The 18,117-nt window shown below is 59.6% G+C and carries 13 protein-coding genes; 9 read left to right on the plus strand and 4 right to left on the minus strand.

Going from position 1 to position 18,117, the window contains the following annotated elements:
* The first annotated feature begins 14 nt into the window (after positions 1–14).
* Positions 15–923, plus strand: a complete 909-nt coding sequence (locus M4NBBH2_RS03405) for an alpha/beta fold hydrolase (protein ID WP_116269703.1) — start codon at positions 15–17, stop codon at positions 921–923.
* On the opposite strand, the gene def is transcribed toward M4NBBH2_RS03405, so the two are convergent.
* A complete protein-coding gene (def, locus tag M4NBBH2_RS03410; protein ID WP_116269704.1) occupies positions 924–1,460 on the minus strand; it encodes a peptide deformylase in 537 nt (178 codons plus the stop codon). It abuts the gene before it with no gap.
* Positions 1,461–1,609: 149 nt separating this feature from the next.
* Between def and M4NBBH2_RS03415 the strand changes: the two genes are divergently transcribed.
* From M4NBBH2_RS03415 to M4NBBH2_RS03445, 7 genes are all read left to right on the plus strand, one after another.
* The gene (locus M4NBBH2_RS03415) at positions 1,610–2,536 is read left to right on the plus strand and encodes a DNA-processing protein DprA (protein ID WP_116269705.1); all 927 of its coding nucleotides are present in this window, start codon (positions 1,610–1,612) and stop codon (positions 2,534–2,536) included.
* A gap of 57 nt (positions 2,537–2,593) precedes the next feature.
* Positions 2,594–5,185 (plus strand): DNA topoisomerase III, encoded by a 2,592-nt coding sequence (locus tag M4NBBH2_RS03420; RefSeq protein ID WP_116269706.1) that lies wholly within the window; start codon positions 2,594–2,596, stop codon positions 5,183–5,185.
* Positions 5,186–5,340: 155 nt separating this feature from the next.
* On the plus strand, positions 5,341–6,369 hold the full coding sequence (locus tag M4NBBH2_RS03425) for an amino acid ABC transporter substrate-binding protein (RefSeq protein ID WP_116269707.1): 1,029 nt from the start codon (positions 5,341–5,343) through the stop codon (positions 6,367–6,369).
* A 92-nt stretch (positions 6,370–6,461) separates the two neighbouring features.
* Positions 6,462–7,646, plus strand: a complete 1,185-nt coding sequence (locus M4NBBH2_RS03430) for an amino acid ABC transporter permease (RefSeq protein ID WP_116269708.1) — start codon at positions 6,462–6,464, stop codon at positions 7,644–7,646.
* Complete coding sequence (locus M4NBBH2_RS03435) at positions 7,643–8,719, plus strand: amino acid ABC transporter permease (RefSeq protein WP_116269709.1); 1,077 nt, start codon at positions 7,643–7,645, stop codon at positions 8,717–8,719. Before M4NBBH2_RS03430 ends, M4NBBH2_RS03435 begins: the two co-directional genes overlap by 4 nt.
* A gap of 12 nt (positions 8,720–8,731) precedes the next feature.
* Positions 8,732–9,175, plus strand: a complete 444-nt coding sequence (locus M4NBBH2_RS03440) for an AtaL-like protein (RefSeq protein ID WP_116269710.1) — start codon at positions 8,732–8,734, stop codon at positions 9,173–9,175.
* 96 nt (positions 9,176–9,271) lie between these two features.
* The gene (locus M4NBBH2_RS03445) at positions 9,272–11,575 is read left to right on the plus strand and encodes a Tex family protein (RefSeq protein ID WP_116269711.1); all 2,304 of its coding nucleotides are present in this window, start codon (positions 9,272–9,274) and stop codon (positions 11,573–11,575) included.
* A 94-nt stretch (positions 11,576–11,669) separates the two neighbouring features.
* Here the strand turns inward: M4NBBH2_RS03445 and M4NBBH2_RS03450 are convergent, their stop codons facing one another.
* On the minus strand, positions 11,670–12,968 hold the full coding sequence (locus M4NBBH2_RS03450) for a solute carrier family 23 protein (RefSeq protein WP_116269712.1): 1,299 nt from the start codon (positions 12,966–12,968) through the stop codon (positions 11,670–11,672).
* A 167-nt stretch (positions 12,969–13,135) separates the two neighbouring features.
* On the opposite strand from M4NBBH2_RS03450, the gene M4NBBH2_RS03455 reads away from it, so the two are divergent.
* On the plus strand, positions 13,136–14,746 hold the full coding sequence (locus M4NBBH2_RS03455; protein WP_116269713.1) for a peptide chain release factor 3: 1,611 nt from the start codon (positions 13,136–13,138) through the stop codon (positions 14,744–14,746).
* Between the two features lie 89 nt (positions 14,747–14,835).
* Here M4NBBH2_RS03455 and M4NBBH2_RS03460 read toward each other — a convergent pair whose 3' ends face one another.
* Both M4NBBH2_RS03460 and M4NBBH2_RS03465 read right to left on the minus strand, forming a co-directional pair.
* Positions 14,836–16,161: a coproporphyrinogen III oxidase family protein gene (locus M4NBBH2_RS03460; RefSeq protein WP_116269714.1), complete on the minus strand. Its 1,326-nt coding sequence runs from the start codon at positions 16,159–16,161 to the stop codon at positions 14,836–14,838.
* Between the two features lie 100 nt (positions 16,162–16,261).
* Positions 16,262–18,100 carry an AMP-dependent synthetase/ligase gene (locus M4NBBH2_RS03465; protein ID WP_235005601.1) on the minus strand — a complete coding sequence of 613 codons (1,839 nt, stop codon included), beginning with the start codon at positions 18,098–18,100 and terminating at the stop codon, positions 16,262–16,264.
* Between the last annotated feature and the right edge of the window lie 17 nt (positions 18,101–18,117).

Genomic DNA, 18,117 nt, shown 5'->3' on the forward strand with positions numbered 1-18,117 from the left:
TTCTATTGTAGAAAATGCCGGCAATAACGACCAATGGCGTCACTCTCTACTATGAAGCGTACGGGAAACTCTCGGACGGGGGGACGGTTTTTCTGATCCCCGGGCTAGGGATGCAGCACTGGATGTGGCCCGATACGCTGATTGAGACTCTGGTGAAAGGAGGTGCGGGCGTCGTGGTGATGGATAACCGCGACTGCGGGCGGTCATCCCGCTGTTCGGGCCGTGTCTCCATGGGACGGGTGTTCGGTTCCATCGGAAGGACGCTCACGCGCCGGCCGGTTTCAGGTGTCTACGGGCTGGAAGAGATGGCGTCTGACGTGGTGGGACTCGCTTCAGGGCTTGGTATCCGGACCTTCCACGCGGCCGGTATATCCATGGGCGGCATGATTGCCCAGGTGCTTGCGGTCCGGTATCCGGAATCGGTGCTGAGCCTTACATCGATGTCCTCCGCGACCGGCAATCCCCGGACAGGGCTCGGCAAGTTTTCCGCGATCTGGGCCACGATCAGACCGCAGTCGCGGCTGGCGAGTGAGTCGGAAGGCGTGAAGCGGCTGGATCGCTTCATCCGGGCGATGGGATCCGTGAGTTACGAGAGAACTGATGCCGAGAAGCGGCGGCTTGTTCGGCTTATGGCCCGGAACCCTGGGGACCCGGATGGATTCAGACGGCAGCTTCTCGCGCTGCTACAGAGCGGCGACAGGCGCACTCAGGTCTCGGGAATCCGCGTGCCGACGCTTGTCCTTCACGGTCTCTCCGATAAGCTCCTTCCGCCCCGCGCGGGCAAAGAAACGGCGGACCTCATTTCCGGGGCCCGCCTTGAGATGATTCCGCGGCTCGGGCACGATCTGCCCCCCGCGCTTGGCGCGAAATACGGACATCTGATGCTCGAGAATTTTTCCCGGGCCTCGTCCGTGAAACACTGATCAGGACCGCGCGGCGTCCTCTTCAGCCTTCTTCTTCGCGGCGAGCTTCAGCTTATGCAGCTTCTTCTGGTCGCGCTCTTTCTTCAGACGGCTCAGATGATCAATAAAGACGATGCCGTCCAGATGATCGATTTCATGCTGCACACAGACCGCGAGAAGCCCTTCACAGTGACGCTCGAAGAAGTTGCCCTTCAGATCCTGGGCGCGCACGGTCACCTCTGACGGGCGGACCACTTTGTCCCAGATGCCGGGCAGTGACAGGCATCCTTCTTCATACTCAACTTCTTCTTCAGACTTTGACGTGATAACCGGATTGACGAGCGTCAGCAGCTGGTCCTTCTCTTCGGAAACGTCAATCGTGATCAGGCGGATGGGATGTCCCACCTGCGGTGCGGCAAGCCCAACCCCCGGGGCGGCGTACATCGTTTCCGCCATGTCGGCCGCAAGCTGCGCGAGTTTGTCATCAAACACCGTGACGGGATCGCACTTCACGGCCAGAACAGGGTTCGGATAAATAACAATGGGGAGTTTGGCCAAGACAGGCCTCCTGATAAATAATGCTGGATGGTGTGTGCCACACGGCATCGCACCTTTAAGATAAGTGGCAATTGTAACGTAACGGTATTTCATCATAAGCCGCCGCGCGGCTGAGAGAAATCCCGTGGGATACATCGCCTGGGAGCGTCATGACAGAGGAAGAGATTCACGCCTGGATCACCTTTTCCACGGTACCCGACATGGGGCTTGAGGATGCCGTACGGCTGCTGGGGGACTTCGGGTCCCCCGGAGCGGTTCTCGATTCAAGCCTGAGTGAGCTTCGGCATGCGGTGACCGATGAACTCGCCCGCCGTATCGCGTCAGGTCCCGAGGATGAGCAGGCTGAGGTGATCGAGAAGACGGAGGACTGGCTTCGGCGGACCTCCGGTTCCTTCGTAATCTCCATCGCGGATGAGGATTTTCCCCGCGGGCTCTTTGAAACCGGATGCTCGCCTCTCGTGCTTTACGGACTCGGGGACCGGAAGCTGCTCAGAAGACGGCTGCTTGCCATTCTGGGGACGCGTCACCCGTCCGCCGAGGGAGAGCGGGACGCTTATGAATTCGGAGCGGCGCTGGAAAAAGTGGGACTCACGCTTCTCTCCTCCATGATGGAGGGGGTTGAGGCCGCAAGTCTCCGGGGAGCGCTCGCGGATCCGGCAGGCGCCGCCGTGGTGCTCTGCGCCTCGCCTCTGAACCGGGTGTACCCGGCGTCCCTTAAGCCCATCATGATGAAGACGGCGAAGCAGGGACTCCTGCTCAGCGCGACACCGATCGGCGAATCCCTGACCCCGGAGCGGCTCGAACTCCGGTACCGGTATCTCGCCGGGATGGCAGACGCTGTGCTGCTGATGGAAGCCTCGGCTCACTCCAAGGCGATTCCGGTCGCGAAGACTGCGGGATCCTACGGGAGGGACACTCTCGCGGTTCCCGGTAACATTCACCTGCCGCTTTCCAAGGGCCCCAACCGGCTGATCCGCAGCGGGGCGAGGCTAGTTGAAAGCGTACAGGACATCGCTGGCGAGATCCGGGGACTGTCGGAGCGGATCCCGAGGCTCTCGGATGATCTCCGTTCCTAGCTGTGTCTGTAACTGTTATGCTGAAAAAAGCAAGGACCTTTTATTACTGAGCGCTTTATGGGCAAAAAACTAATCATCGCTGAAAAACCCTCCGTCGCGACCGACCTGCAGAAAGTGATCGGCGGCATGGAGCGGATCAAGACCGAAGCCGGAGATTATTTCGAGGGTGATCAGTACGTTGTGGCGAGTGCCGTTGGACATCTGCTGGAGCTTGCTGTTCCTGAGAAATACGATGTGAAGCGCGGCAAATGGACGTTTGCCCATCTGCCCCTCATTCCGCCGGAGTTCGAGCTGAAGCCGATCACGAAGACGGCTTCCCGCCTGAAGCTCCTCGCTAAGCTGATCAAGCGTAAGGACATAACGGGTCTTATCAATGCATGCGATGCGGGACGCGAAGGTGAGCTGATCTTCCGCTACATCGTGCAGGCAACCCACGCGAAGCAGCCGATTCAGAGACTGTGGCTTCAGTCGATGACCCCGGGGTCGATCCGGGAAGCGTTCGCGCATCTGAGAAGCGATGAGGAAATGCAGCCGCTCGCCCAGGCGGCCAAGAGCCGATCTGAGGCTGACTGGCTGGTCGGCATCAACGGAACCCGCGCGCTCACCGCGTTCAATAATAAGAACGGCGGTTTCTTCCTTACGACGGTCGGCCGCGTGCAGACGCCGACGCTCGCCGTCGTGGTGAACCGCGAGGCTGAGATCCGGGCTTTCAAGCCGAAGAATTACTGGCAGGTCGAGGCGACATTCGGCGCCCGGTCCGGCAGCTACACCGGTGTCTGGTTTGATCCCCAGGCAAAGAAGGATGAGACCGGCGAGAAGAAGTCAGACCGCATCTGGGATAAGGCTGAGGCTGAGGCCGTCAAGGCCCGCTGCGAAGGGAAAGAGGGCACGGTGACCGAAGTGTCGAAGCGCGTGAAGCACGCCGCGCCGCCCCTTTTTGACCTCACCACGCTGCAGCGTGAAGCGAATAACCGCTTCGGTTTTACCGCGAAGACCACGCTTGCCATCGCCCAGTCCCTCTACGAAAAGCATAAGGTTCTCTCCTACCCGAGAACCGACGCGAAATGTCTTCCGACCGATTACGTCGATGACGCCAAAAAGACGCTTGACCTGCTCAGCCAGCTGCCGCAGTTCAGCAGCATCGCGCGTAAGCCGCTTGAGAACAGCTGGGTGAAGCCGAACCCCCGTATTTTCAATACCGAGAAGATCAGTGACCACTTCGCGCTGGTGCCGCTGCCGGATCACCTCCCGAGCAAGCTTTCGGACGTCGAGGCGAAGGTCTATGACCTGATCGCGAAGCGCTTTATGGCGGTGTTCTATCCGTCCGCCGAAGTGGATGAAACGACCCGCGTGACGACGGTGGGCGAAGATCAGTTCCGGACCCGCGGCAAAGTGCTCGCGAAGGCCGGCTGGCGCGAGGTTTACGGCGGTCAGGGCGATACGGCCAATACGCTTCCGCCCGTCACTCCGAATGAAACGGTGAAGACCGGCGACATCGATATCCTCGACAAGGTGACGCAGCCTCCGGCGCGTTACACGGAAGCCACGCTGCTCTCCGCCATGGAAGGCGCGGGCAAGATGGTCGAGGATGACGCGCTTCGCTCCGCCATGCAGGACAAAGGCATCGGCACGCCGGCTACCCGCGCGGCCATTATTGAAGGCCTGATTCTGCAGAAGTACCTGATCCGCGAAGGACGCGAGCTGCGTCCGACCGCGAAGGGCATTGAGCTGCTTGCGCTCCTTAAGGGACTCAAGATTGAGGAACTGTCGGAACCGGAACTGACCGGCGAATGGGAGAGCCGTCTCGCTCAGATCGAGAAGGGGTCGCTTTCCCGCGAGGAATTCATGGCCGGTATCCGCGATATGACGGAAAAGATCGTGGCCGCGGCGAAGCAGTACGAAGGTGAATCCGTGCCGCTCAGCAATCCGATTCATCTGAAGCACCGCTGCCCGAAGTGCGGCGGTGAAGTGGTGGAAAACTTCCGCCGCTACGCCTGCACAAATCCGTCCTGCGACTTCAGTATCACCAAGCACCCGGGCGGCCGCACCTTTGAGCCCGAGGAAGTGGAGGAGCTGCTCGAGAAGAAGCAGATCGGTCCCCTGCAGGGGTTCGTAAGCAAAATGGGCCGGCCGTTCTCGGCCGTTCTGAAGTTGACGGCAGCCCCTGATTACAAGCTGGAATTTGTGTTTGATAATCCGACCCAGAGTGACGAAAATGCCGCTCCGGTGGATTTCTCAACACTGACCCCGATCGGCAAGTGCCCGGTATGCGGCGGCCGCGTGTTTGAGCTCCCGATGGCCTACGCCTGTGAGAACACCCAGAATACGGAAAAGAAGTGCACGTTCCGTACCGGGAAGGTGATCCTTCAGCAGACGGTGGCGCCTGAGCAGATCAAGAAGCTGCTTGAGACCGGAAAGACGGATCTCCTGACGGGGTTCGTTTCGAATAAGACGCACCGGAAATTCTCCGCTTACCTCGCACTGCAGAAGGGCGGCAAGGTCGGCTTTGAGTTCGAGGAGCGTGAGCCGAAGGCTGCCGGAGCGAAGAGCCGCACGAGGGCCGTGAGAAAGACGGCCGTGGCAGCGGAAGAAAAAGCCGCTCCCGTGAAGCGCCGCACCCGTACGGTGAAGAAAACCTCTGAATCCTGAGCGTTTTTTTGACCAACGGCAGGGGAGCTCAGCAGTTTTCCGTGCAATAACCCCTTTCTCTTCTGGTAGAGTTGTTCAAGGCTGTAACAAAAATGACCGGGTGGCTCCGGCTGCCCGTTTGACAGGCTTTAGCCAGAAAAGCAAAGGGGAGAAGCATGAACAGGAAACAGAAGTTGATCGCCGCGGCGGCCCTCGCCGCGGTTGCAGCAACCTGGGCCATTCCCGCTCAGGCAGGCCGGACGCTGAATGCCGTGAAGAGCCGCGGCATGGTGGTCTGCGGTGTGAATACCGCCGCGCCCGGATTCTCGGGAGCTGACAGCCGCGGGCACTGGAAGGGGCTCGATGTCGATATCTGCCGCGCGGTTGCCGCGGCCGTCCTGAAGGACGCGAATAAGGTGAAATTCGTGCCGCTCTCCTCTGAGCAGCGCTTCACCGCCCTGCAGTCCGGGCAGATTGATATCCTCGCCCGCAATACAACCTGGTCAATGTCCCGCGATGCCTCACAGGGCTCCGTTTTCGTCGCGATGGACTATCTCGACGGCCAGGGCTTCATGGTGCCGAAGAAGTACAAGATCCATTCCGCGAAGCAGCTGAATAGCGCCACGATCTGCGTTCAGACCGGCACTTCAAGCGAAAAGAACCTCGCTGACTTTGCCCGCGCCAATAACATCAAGTACAAGCCCGTTGTCTTCAGCACCACGGAGGCAACCCAGGGCGCGTTCATTTCCGGCCGCTGCCAGGCCTACACCACGGACCGCTCGGACCTCGCTGGAGCAAGACTCCGCGCGAAGAACCCGAACGACTATGTGATTCTTCCTGAAACCATCTCGAAGGAACCTCTCGGCATGGCAATCCGCCGCGGTGACGACGACTGGTTCCAGATCGTCCGCTGGTCCTTCTACACGATGGTGGAAGCCGAGGAACTGGGTATCACGCAGAAAAACGCGGATTCTCTCCGCTCCAGCAAGAATCCGAATGTCCGCCGCCTTCTTGGGCTTGAAGAGGATCTCGGGCGCATGATTGGTCTGGATAAACAGTGGTCTTACCGGATCATCAAGCAGGTCGGCAACTACGGCGAATCCTTTGAAGCGAATCTCGGGCCGAAGACTCCTCTTGGCCTCAGCCGCGGTCTCAACCGGCTCTGGACGAAGGGCGGCATCCTGATCTCGCCTCCGATCCGCTGATGCATCTTTTTTAAGCAAGGACTCCTGCCGGCCGCCGCTCGGGGTAAGCCAGCGCCGCGGCCGGCTTCGCGTCTGAATTTTTTGGGGTGTCTATGTTTTTCAGACCGAAAAAGGCTCAGCCTCAGGGTGATGCCGCCTGGCTCGCGCGTGAGCGCAGCAGGCGATTCCGGGAGCTGATGATTCAGCTTCTCGTTGCCGTGCTGTTCTTTGGATTTCTGTGGATTCTCTCCCGGAATGTCGCGGAGAATCTCGCGTCACGGAACATTCAGCATGGCTTCGCCTTTCTGATGAATGCCGCCGGTTTTGAGATCGGCGAATCGATGATTCCTTTTCAGTCCTCAGACACGCTTCTGCGGGCATTTGGGATCGGTATTCTCAATACGCTGAAGGTTTCGGTCCTCGCGATTTTTTCCTCACTGCTGCTCGGCATTGTCATCGCGTTCATGAAGCTTTCGCGTCAGCCCGTGCTTCACGCGCTGGGCTGGGCCCATGTCGAGTTCTACCGGAATATTCCGCTCATCATCGGGCTCCTCGCGATTTATCTCACCATCACGGAAATGCTCCCGGATATGGAGACCGTGATGAATTCGAGCGCGCCTGTCATGCTGGATAAGGCGGGGCTGCAGTTCCCGGTGCCGCTGCATAACGGGATGGCGCTGCTTGCGGCGGCTGCCGTGGGGCTGATTGCCGGAGAGGCCGCACGCCGGGTGACGCTTCGGAAATCCACCTTCCTCGTCGCCTGGGGGATCGCGTTCGGCGTTTTCTGCGTGACAGCGATTGCCGTGTGGCTGCTGTCAGGAGCGGTTTTTGGCTGGGCGCATCCCCATCTCGAAGGCTTTGTGGTGGAAGGGGGAGGCGCGCTGTCGCCCGAATTCCTCGCCCTCTGGCTGGGGCTCACGCTTTTCTCCTCGGCTCCGATCGCTGAGGTGATCCGGGCCGGTATTCTCTCGGTCGGCGAGGGACAGTGGCTTGCGGGCGAGGCGCTGGGGCTCTCTCCCGTGCAGACAGCGAGCTATGTGGTCTTTCCTCAGGCGATGAAGCTTTCGGTTCCGCCGCTCGCGAGCCAGTTCATGAATCTCACGAAGAATTCGTCGCTCGCCGTCGTGGTCGGCTATCCGGATGTTGTCTGCATCGGGAATACCTCGATCAACACGACGGGGCAGGCGCTCGAGATGATCTGCCTCATCATGCTCGTGTATCTCGTGCTGAATCTCGTCACGTCCGTGATCATGAATCTCATCAATGCCCGGTTCTCCCGGGGGGAGGAGGAGAAATGAAACGTTTTTCCCTGAACCCTGAGGCCCTCCGGACACCGGCAGGAGCCGCCTCGGCAGCGTTTACGTTTGCCGCTCTGATTGCCCTGCTCTGGGGCGTCTGGCGCTTTATCGACTGGGGTGTCATCAACGCGGTTTTTCAGCCTGATTACGAAGCGTGCCACGCGTCTGACGGTGCCTGCTGGGGATTCGTCGCTGAAAAGTGGCGGATGATTATTTTCGGCCGATTCCCGTACGAGGAGCAGTGGAGGCCTGCGGTCGGCACAGCGGTGATCGTGCTGATGCTGGTGCTCACGGCGGTGCCGAAATTCTGGTCGAGGCGCGGAGTCCGGGTGCTGGGTGCGGCCTGGGTGGCCGCCTTTGCCGTGTTCTTCTCGCTGATGTACGGCGGCGTTTTCGGGCTTTCTCCGGTCGACCCGGACTCCTGGGGCGGACTTCCTCTCACCGTGATTCTCACACTGATCGGCATGACGCTTTCCAGCCCGCTCGGCATTCTGCTCGCGATCGGGCGCCGCTCGAAGCTGCCGCTTGTAAGGACACTTTCCACGGCTTATATCGAACTCGTCCGCGGCGTGCCGCTGATCACGGTGCTTTTCGTGGCGGCCTTCATTTTCCCGATCCTTCTGCCGATGGGATTTGAGACTTCCACGTTCTGGCGCGTGGCGACCGCGATCGTGCTGTTCCAGGCGGCCTATATGGCGGAAACCGTCCGCGGCGGCCTTCAGGCAGTTCCTGCCGCTCAGATGTCGGCCGCGGAGTCACTCGGCCTCAGCCGCTTTCAGTGCTACGTGCACGTGTTGCTGCCGCAGGCGCTCGTCGCGATCATTCCGGCTTTTGTGAACAGCCTTCTTTCCACCTTTATGGATACGTCGCTTGTCACGGTTGTCTCTATGTATGATCTTCTCGGAAGCCTGAGGCTTGCGCTCGGAGATCCAGAGTGGAGAGAGTTCTTCGGAGTCGGCTATCTCTTTGTGGGCGCCATCTACTTTGCGTCTTCCCTTATGATGTCCGCTTACAGCCAGTGGCTGGAAAAACGCATGAAGACCGGGCGGGAAAATTCCGGCTCTGGTCTCTGAGAGAGAAAAGAAGTGATCATTTTTGAGCATGTGCTGCAGCTGGAAGGTCTGAATCGGGAAAGCGTCTGGAGGGAGCTCGAGTGGCTTCTCCGGAATCCGAAGCTTGTGCTCGCGGGCTGCGACGAGTCGAGCGTGCAGGACACCGAAACAAGTGACGGCGGACGGTGGCTGAAGCGCACAAAGCGCTTTGGCGATCTGGTGATCGAGGATCAGGTTGCCCTGATCCCGGACAGCCGGGCGGAAATTCACGTCGCAGCAGGCCCCACCTGGCCCCGCAGCTGGCAGATCATCCGTCTTGAGGAAGCCGCGGATAAGGTACTCCTCACCTTCAGTTACGAGCAGGAAAATCCTCAGCCTTCCGAAAATCCTGTCTTCGATAAGCTTCGCAACGAGGCCTACCGGAATAAGGATCAGGCGCTCGTTGACCTGATCCGTCAGCGGGCAGCTCAGCACTGAGGCAGCGCGCCGGCAGAGAAACCGGCGCGTTTCTTCTTCCATCCCTATTGATTTCTTTTGGGGGCGGCAGTTCCGGCTGCCGCTCCGGACACGGCTATGAATCTTTTACTGGATAAAATTTCCCGGGCGATTGCCGCCGACATTCACTGCACTCCGGCACAGGCGGCGGCCGCCGTGAATCTCCTTGAAGAAGGGGCGACAGTGCCCTTTATTGCCCGTTACCGGAAGGAAGTGACCGGAGGGCTCGATGACACGCAGCTTCGCGCGCTCGAGGAAAAGCTGATCTATCTGAAGGATCTTGAAGACCGCCGCGCCTCCATTCTGGAGTCCATTGAAAAGCAGGGAAAGCTGACGGATGCGCTCAGAGCCGAGATTGAATCGGCTGACAGCAAGCAGCGGCTCGAGGATCTCTACCTCCCCTATAAGCCGAAACGCCGTACCCGGGCTGAAAAGGCCCGTGAAGCGGGGCTTGAGCCGCTCGCGGATCAGCTGCTCGGCAATCCGTCGCTTGATCCCGAGGAGACTGCCAAGGCGTTCCTTTCCGAAGCCTATCCGGATCCGGCCTCGGCGCTTGACGGTGCCCGCGATATCGCGGCGGAGCGTTTCGCGACAGACGCTGAGCTGATCGGGAAACTCCGCGACTTCCTCTGGAAGACGGGTGTTCTGCAGTCTGAGGTGATCGAGGGGCAGGAAGAGGCCGGAAGCAAGTACCAGGACTACTTCCACTTCAGTGAACCGCTGATCGGAATCCCGTCACATCGGGTGCTCGCCATTTTCCGGGCCCGCACGGACGAAGTGCTGTCCGTCAAAGTGGCGCTTCCCGAGGAACTCGAAGCCCAGACACCGCACCCCTGCATTGAAATGGTGGCGGAGCATGAAGGTCTGCGGCTTTCCGGCGCTCCGGCGAGCAGCTGGTACGCCCGGGTCTGCCGCTGGACCTGGCGCGTCAAATGCCTGACGTCGCTTGAAACCGAGATCTTCCAGAAGCTCCGTGAGGATGCTGAGCGGAGCGCCATCACGGTGTTCGGCTCCAATCTGAAGGATCTGCTGCTTGCGGCCCCTGCGGGCCACAAGGGCGTGATCGGTCTTGATCCGGGAATCCGTACGGGCGTCAAGGTAGCCGTGATTTCTGAAACAGGCTCTGTTCAGGCGACTGCGGTCATCTATCCGCACCCGCCGAGAAACGACTGGGACGGATCGATTGAGTCGCTCGCGACGCTCGCCCGCCGGTTCCATCCGTCACTGGTCAGTATCGGAAACGGGACGGCGTCCCGCGAAACAGTGAAACTCGTGGATGACCTGATTCATCGCCATCCGGAACTCGGGCTTACGAAGGCTGTTGTGAGCGAGGCGGGTGCCAGCGTCTACTCCGCGAGCGAACTCGCGGCGAAGGAATTCCCGGATATGGATGTGAGCTACCGCGGCGCGGTGTCGATCGCCCGGCGGCTCCAGGATCCGCTTGCCGAACTCGTGAAGATCGACCCCAAGGCGATCGGCGTCGGTCAGTATCAGCATGATGTGGATCAGGGGGATCTCGCCCGGAAGCTGGATGCTGTGGTGGAGGACTGCGTGAATTCGGTCGGTGTGAATCTGAATACCGCAAGCCCCATGCTGCTTCGCCGCGTGGCGGGGCTGACATCAAGTCTCGCGGAAGCGGTGGTCCGGTGGCGAGAGGCGCATGGGGCGTTCGCCTCCAGAGCCCAGCTGCTCAGCGTTCCGCGCCTTGGTCAGAAGACGTTTGAGCAGGCTGCGGGCTTCCTTCGGATTCAGAATGGCGAGAATCCGCTGGATGCCTCCGCGGTTCATCCGGAGGCCTATTCAGTCGCCAACGCGATTGCGGAAAAAACCGGTCTTCCGATTGAAAAGCTGATCGGGAATGAATCGGTGCTGAAGCGTCTCCGGCCGGCTGACTTTGTTACGGATCAGTTCGGACTCCCGACCGTGAAGGACATCCTCTCGGAACTCGAGAAACCGGGCCGCGATCCGCGTCCGGAATTCGTGATGGCGCACTTCCTTGAGGGGGTGACGGAGATCTCGGATCTGAAACCTGGCATGAAGCTCGAGGGTGTGGTGAGCAACGTCACGGCGTTTGGTGCCTTCGTGGATATCGGCGTGCATCAGGATGGCCTCGTTCATATTTCCGAGCTGGCAGACCACTATGTGAAAGATCCCTCCGCTGAAGTCCGGGTGGGGCAGATCGTCAAAGTCCGGGTGCTCGATGTGGATGAAAAGCGGAAGCGCATCGCGCTTTCCATGCGTCGTGAAGGGGCGCCTAGAAGCGAACCCCGCGTTGGCCGACAGAGTGCGCCCCGGATGAAGTCTGAAAGAACGGGCGGCGGCTTCTCAGGCGCGATGGCGGCAGCCTTCCAGAACGCCTCCGGAAATCCGCGCCGGAAGTAATCCGAACCGGGTTCAAGCTACGAAAAAAGGCCGATGAAGATTTTTCTCTTCATCGGCCTTGCTGCATCAGGAATGCCGGGCAGACTCTTTCAGATTAAGAGTTCTTTTTCTGACCCATTCGTTCACCGGGGGTCATCAGGGCATTCAGCAGAATGGCGCCGAAAGTCGCGGTGCCGATGCCGCCGATCGTGAAACCGCCGATCGAGAGCGAGAAGTCGCCGGCGCCGAGAATCAGCGTCACAGCGGCGACGATCAGATTGCGGTTCTGGCTGAAGTCGACGTGGTTCTCAACCCAGATGCGGGCGCCGGACACGGCGATGAGACCGAACACAACAATCGACATACCGGCAAGAATCGGCTGCGGAATCGTCTGAATCAGAGCGCCGAACTTAGGCGAGAAGCCGAGCAGGATCGCGAGCGCGGCAGCCACCGGGAAGAGCAGCGTGGAGTAGACGCGGGTAGCGGCCATCACGCCGATATTCTCACCGTACGTCGTGACGCCCGTGCCGCCCATGGAGGAGGAAACGATCGTCGCGAGACCGTCGCCCATGAAAGCGCGGCCCATGTAGGGGTCAAGGTTGCGGCCCGTCATGGCGGTCACAGCCTTCACGTGGCCGAGGTTTTCCGCGATCAGAATGATCACGACCGGCACGATGAGCAGAATCGCGTCAGCCCGGAATTCGGGGTGATGGAAGTGCGGCAGACCGAACCAGGCGGCGTTGCTGATCAGAGAGAAATCGATCGGCTGGCCGAGACCGAGGCCGTTTGTAAGAATCGCGTAGATCACGTAGGCAATGAGAAGGCCGACGAGAATCAGAAGCTTCTGGATGAAGCCGCGGGTGTAGACCGCGACACCGCCCACACAAAGCACGGAAAGAATCGTGATCCAGGCGTTGAAGGAAGAGGTGCCGACGCTCTTGCAGGCGGTCGGGGCGAGGTTAAGACCGATCACCGCGACCACTGCGCCGGTCACAACCGGAGGCATCAGCTTTTCAATCCAGGCGACACCGGTCAGCGTAACGATGACACCCACAAGGAAGTACACGATGCCGCAGGCCATGATGCCGCCGAGCGCGACCTCGATATTGGGGTTGAGGCCGGAACCGGCCGCATAGCCCGTGGCCGCGATCACGACGCCGATGAAGGCGAAAGAAGAACCGAGGTAGCTCGGCACACGGCCGCCCACCATCAGGAAGAAGATGAGGGTGCCGATGCCGCTCATCAGTACGGCAACGTTGGGGTCAAAGCCCATCAGAATCGGGGCGAGGATGGTGGAACCGAACATGGCGACAACGTGCTGAATGCCGAGCGCGATCGTCTGGTTCGCCGGCAGGGTTTCATCAGGCGCGATGACGCCGGATGTTTTTACCTGCCATTTTGGAAAATAACTCATGGAAGGGGGCCTTTAATAAGTGGCGAAAAAAGAGTCTGAGGCATTTTAATCATCTTGACGGACGGTTCATATCAGCAAATCACAGTAAGGCTTGATAAAATTACGCACTTCGAATCAATTGAACGTTCAACAGCTTCCTCTCAAGCGGAGGAAAGAATCCAAACAAAATGACTTCTCCCAATCCCGCATTGGTGAACGACGTTGCACGCCGGCGCACCTTTGCAATCATTTCACATCCGGACGCGGGTAAAACCACGCTGACGGAAAAACTGCTGCTTTTCGGCGGCGCAATCCAGCTCGCCGGAGCTGTTAAGGGCCGCAAGGCCGCCCGGCACGCGACTTCTGACTGGATGGAGGTGGAGAAGCAGCGTGGTATTTCGGTCACGAGTTCGGTGATGCAGTTCTCCTATAAGGACCGCATCATCAACCTGCTCGACACCCCGGGCCATCAGGACTTCTCGGAAGATACCTATCGAGTGCTGACGGCAGTGGATGCCGCCGTGATGGTGATTGACGCCGCGAAGGGCGTGGAAGCCCAGACGATCAAGCTGCTTGAGATCTGCCGCCTCCGCAATACCCCGATCATCACCTTCATCAACAAGATGGACCGCGAAGTGCGCGACCCGCTCGATGTGCTCGGAGAAATCGAAGACGTGCTGCAGCTGCACTGCGTCCCGATCACCTGGCCGATCGGCATGGGCAAAACCTTCCGCGGTGTTTTCTCGCTGAAGAACAATGAGCTCGTGCGGTTCCGCCCGGGTGAAGAGCGTCTGAGCCACGATACGGAAACGATCAAGGGGCTGGATAATCCCGAACTCGATCAGCTGTTCCCGATGGAAATGGACTCGGTGCGCGAGGCGATTGAACTCGTGCAGGGCGCGGGCGAACCCTTCTCGCTCGAGAAGTTCCTCGCCGGCGAGCAGAGCCCCGTGTTCTTTGGTTCCGGTATCAACAACTTCGGTGTTGAGGATGTGCTTGAGGCACTCGTTGACTGGGCTCCGCAGCCTCAGCCGCGTGATGCCGGCGTCCGCATCGTGCAGCCGACCGAATCGCCGTTCACCGGTTTCGTCTTCAAGATCCAGGCGAACATGGATCCGCACCACCGCGACCGTATCGCGTTCCTTCGCGTGTGCTCCGGCCGCTATGAGCCGGGCATGAAGGTGTTCCACGTCCGCGAGGGGAAGGAGATGAAGATCCCGAACGCCCTGACCTTCATGGCGCAGGAAAGAAAGCGCATGGAAGAGGCTGTGGCGGGCGACATCATCGGTATCTATAACCACGGGCAGCTTCACATCGGTGACACGCTCACCGAGGGTGAGAAGCTCGGCTTTGTCGGTATCCCGTTCTTCGCTCCGGAACTCTTCCGCTCTGTGCGCTGCAAGAATCCGTTCAAGGAGAAGCAGCTCCGTCAGGGTCTGCAGGAGCTTGGCGAAGAAGGCGCGATTCAGGTGTTCACGGACGATCTGGGGCATATTTACCTCGGTGCCGTGGGTATTCTGCAGTTCGAAATCGTGGCTCAGCGTCTTGCGACCGAGTATCGGGTGGACGCGATCTACGAGTCGACCGAAGTATCGACGGCCCGCTGGCTCGTGTTCCCGGATGACAAGGGCAAGACCCGTGAGGAGTTTGAGGCAGAGCAGGCAAGCCGTCTCGCGACTGACGCGGATGGCAATCTGGTCTACCTGGCAACCTCGGTCTATAACCTTCAGACGACCCAGAAGCACTGGGAGAATGTTCAGTTCCTCACGACCCGCGAAATGGGTCAGAAGTTCAACTGACCGTTTCCCGTCTGATCCGGCAAAGAATAAAGCCGCTGCATTTCTCTGCAGCGGCTTTATTCGTTCTGAGGGATGAATCCTCGGAAGCCTTACATATCGCAGGCCTTCAGCGGAGCGCGCAGCTGGGCGCGGACGTTATCCATGCCGGAGTAGAAGGCCTTCATCATGACGAGACCGAGGAACTTGCCGACGGTGGTCACGGTGAGCTTATCGGGATCGGTCGGATCCTGGCGGATGGCACCGGCAAGACGGAGGCCGAGCATTTCCTTCAGGAGGGCAGTGTCGAGGTTGACTCCCTGGACCTCGCGGAAGTACTTGCGGCTGAGACGGCCGGCGAAGATGGAGAGCATCAGTCGGTACTGCAGAATCTGGTGCTTCGTGAACTCACGGCGGCGCTCCGTACCCATCTGGCCGGACTGAATGCGCTGGCCATAGCGGGCGAGACTGAACGTGTTCACGTAGAGCGAGTCGCCGAGGAAGGAGAAAGCGCCAGAGCCGATGCCGAGATATTCGTCATGGTCGATCACGTATTCATCGATGCCTTCATTGTCACCCGTGCGGCCGAAGGTCCACGAGGTGAGCTGACGGTAGTGCTGGCCGAGCGTGCCGAGAATCGTGTTGTACTGCTCGGATAGCTCCTGACCCTCGGCGGCGATCATGCCCTTCACGCTCTTGCGGGTCTCGCTCGTCACCATCAGCGGGTACGTGGTGACCTGCTTCGGATTGAGCTGGCGGATGAGTTCCATGTCGCGCGCGATCATGTCGAGCGACTGGCCGCGGAAACCGAACATCATATCGACGTTGCAGGTCGGGAAGAGGTCCTGGCAGGCCGCGATGCGGTCATAGACCTCAGCGCCGGTGCCGAACTTCGTACGGTCGGTGAGCTTCAGAATGCTGTCATCAAAGCTCTGCACGCCGATCGACATGCGGTCCACCAGTCCCTGCAGGTTCTTGAACAGGGGAGAGGCGATTTCCTTCGGATCGGTTTCGCAGGAGATTTCGCGGATATGCGGGAAGAGCTTCCGGGCGAGTTCGAGCGTCTGGATCAGTTCGTCCTGCAGAATCGTGGTCGTGCCGCCGCCCACGTAGACTGACTGGAAGTCGTAGCCGAGGTCCTTCGCCATCTGCATCTCGGCGCGCAGATTCTTGAAGTATTCGCGCGCCTTGTATTCCTTGAAGAGGAAGCGGTGGAAGGTGCAGTAGGTGCACAGCGTATGGCAGAACGGCACATGCATGTAGAGCAGGTACTGATGCCCTTCCTGCGGAGGCGGCGGTGATTTGAGAATCACCGGATCCACTGTAAGACCGCGGTCGATGTAGTACTGCATGATCTTGTCGGTCATGTGAACCTGCCAGTTAGGCATCAGGTGCTGAGCCTGCTGTGCGGAAGGATTAAGCGTTGTATCGATTGCCATGGATTTCTGTAAGTCAGTCAGTGAAGCAGCCCTCCTTCTCTGGGGGGAGAGGAAGGCCTTTTTAAGGATTATGGATTCTAGCGGAGTGCGGGGCCGGGAACTAGGCTTTGTACATCTGCTGGATCTCGTCAGCGAATTTGTTGCGGAGCGGACCGCGCTTCAGCTTGAGCGTCGGCGTGAGAAGTCCGTTTTCAATCGTCCAGGGCTCGGTGACGAGTGTTACGGCGCGGGGCAGAGCGTAGCGGGGGAAGTCTTTCGTGGCTTCCTTCGCGCGCTTGATCACGGCCTGGCGGGCAGCGGGCGCGCTGAGACTCTCAGGAGACTCAGGGTCAAGTGAAAGAGAGGCAGCGAGCTTCTTCCACTCCGTGGGATTCAGCACCGTGATGAAGGAGATATAGGGCTTATTCTCGCCGAGCACAAAGGTCTGGGCGAAAAGCGGATCCGTTTCGAGAGCGGATTCAATATCCGCGGGCGGCACTTTTTCGCCGGTCGATGTGACGATGATTTCCTTGATACGGCCCCGGATCGAGAGATGGCCGTCCTCGGAAAGCGATCCGACGTCACCCGTATGCAGCCAGCCGTCTTCGGTAAAGGCTTCGGCCGTTGCTTTGGGGCGTTTCCAGTAGCCCTTCATGACGCTTGGGCCGCGGACCTGGATCTCGTTATCCTCGCCGAGCCGTACTTCAACGTGCGTGAACGGGAGGCCGACAGTCTGAGGCTGGTTGTCATCGAGGCGGTTGCCGGCGATGACAGGCGACGTCTCAGTCATGCCGTAACCCTGGATCACCGGCATTCCAAGCCCGCAGAATACCTTCGCGACTTTCGGGTTGATCGCGGCGCCGCCTGAAATGGCCGCGCGCAGCCTGCCGCCGAACTGATCCATCAGCGTCTGGGAAACCTTCTTTTCAAAGAGGGGACCGGCGATCATGTTGCCGAAAGAGCGGTTCGACTTGTCGACCGGAAGTTTGTTTCTCTTGCAGAAACGGCGCCATCCGGCTTCGACCGCCCAGGAGAAGATCTTCTTCGCGGCGCCGCCCTTCTTTTCCAGCGCGTCATTCAGCTTTGCGTAGACGCGCTCATAAATCCGGGGAACCGAAATGATGACCGTCGGACGCACGGTCTTGAAGTCTTCCGCGAGGAGCATGATCGAGCGGTTGTAAACCACGGTGCAGCCCATGCCGAGCGCGAGGTAGTAGCCGAGCGTCCGTTCGAACGTGTGGGAGAGCGGCAGGAACGATAGGAAAATATCGCCTCCGATCGGCGTGAGGCAGTCCGGAGTGTCGCAGACGTTCGTGAGGAAGTTCCGGTGCGTGAGCATCACGCCCTTCGGCTTTCCCGTGGTGCCGGATGTATAGACGATGGCGCCGAGATCATCCGGTTCGGGCTTTTCCGTGAGGTCAGCCTCCGTGAGGGGCTCCCCCATCTTCAGCCAGTCAGAAAGCGTGTGAAGCTCAATTTCGCCTTCCGGTGCGGGAACCGAGGTTTCCTCGGTAAGAATGACGTGCCGCAGATCCGGAAGGATGATGCCGGTGTCGGCGATCGCCTGCCAGCGGGACAGCTTGTTTGTCACAAGGACGCTTGCCTGAGAGTCAATCAGGATGAAAGCTGAGGCGCCTGCGGTATCGATCGCGTGCATCGGAACCGGCACCAGCGCGTTCGCGAGAGCGCCCTGGTCCGCGCAGACAGCGTCGATCCCGTTCGGCAGCAGAATGCCCACGCGGGAGCCGCGTTCCAGCTTCAGCGCGGCATAGGCTTTGTGCCACTCAAGGATTCTTTCCTGCAGCTCGCCGAACGTTGTGCTGACCCATTCGCCTTTGGAACGGTCGTACTGGCGGAGCGCTTCATCATCCGGGGCGGTCTTCGCCCGGTTGGCAATCAGATCAGGAAGGGTTTTTGCCTTGCGCAGCAGGGCGATGCGATCAGCAGTGGTTTCGCTCACTTTCTTTTGCCTTTTAC

Source organism: Mesosutterella multiformis (assembly GCF_003402575.1).
Lineage (GTDB): Bacteria > Pseudomonadota > Gammaproteobacteria > Burkholderiales > Burkholderiaceae_F > Mesosutterella > Mesosutterella multiformis.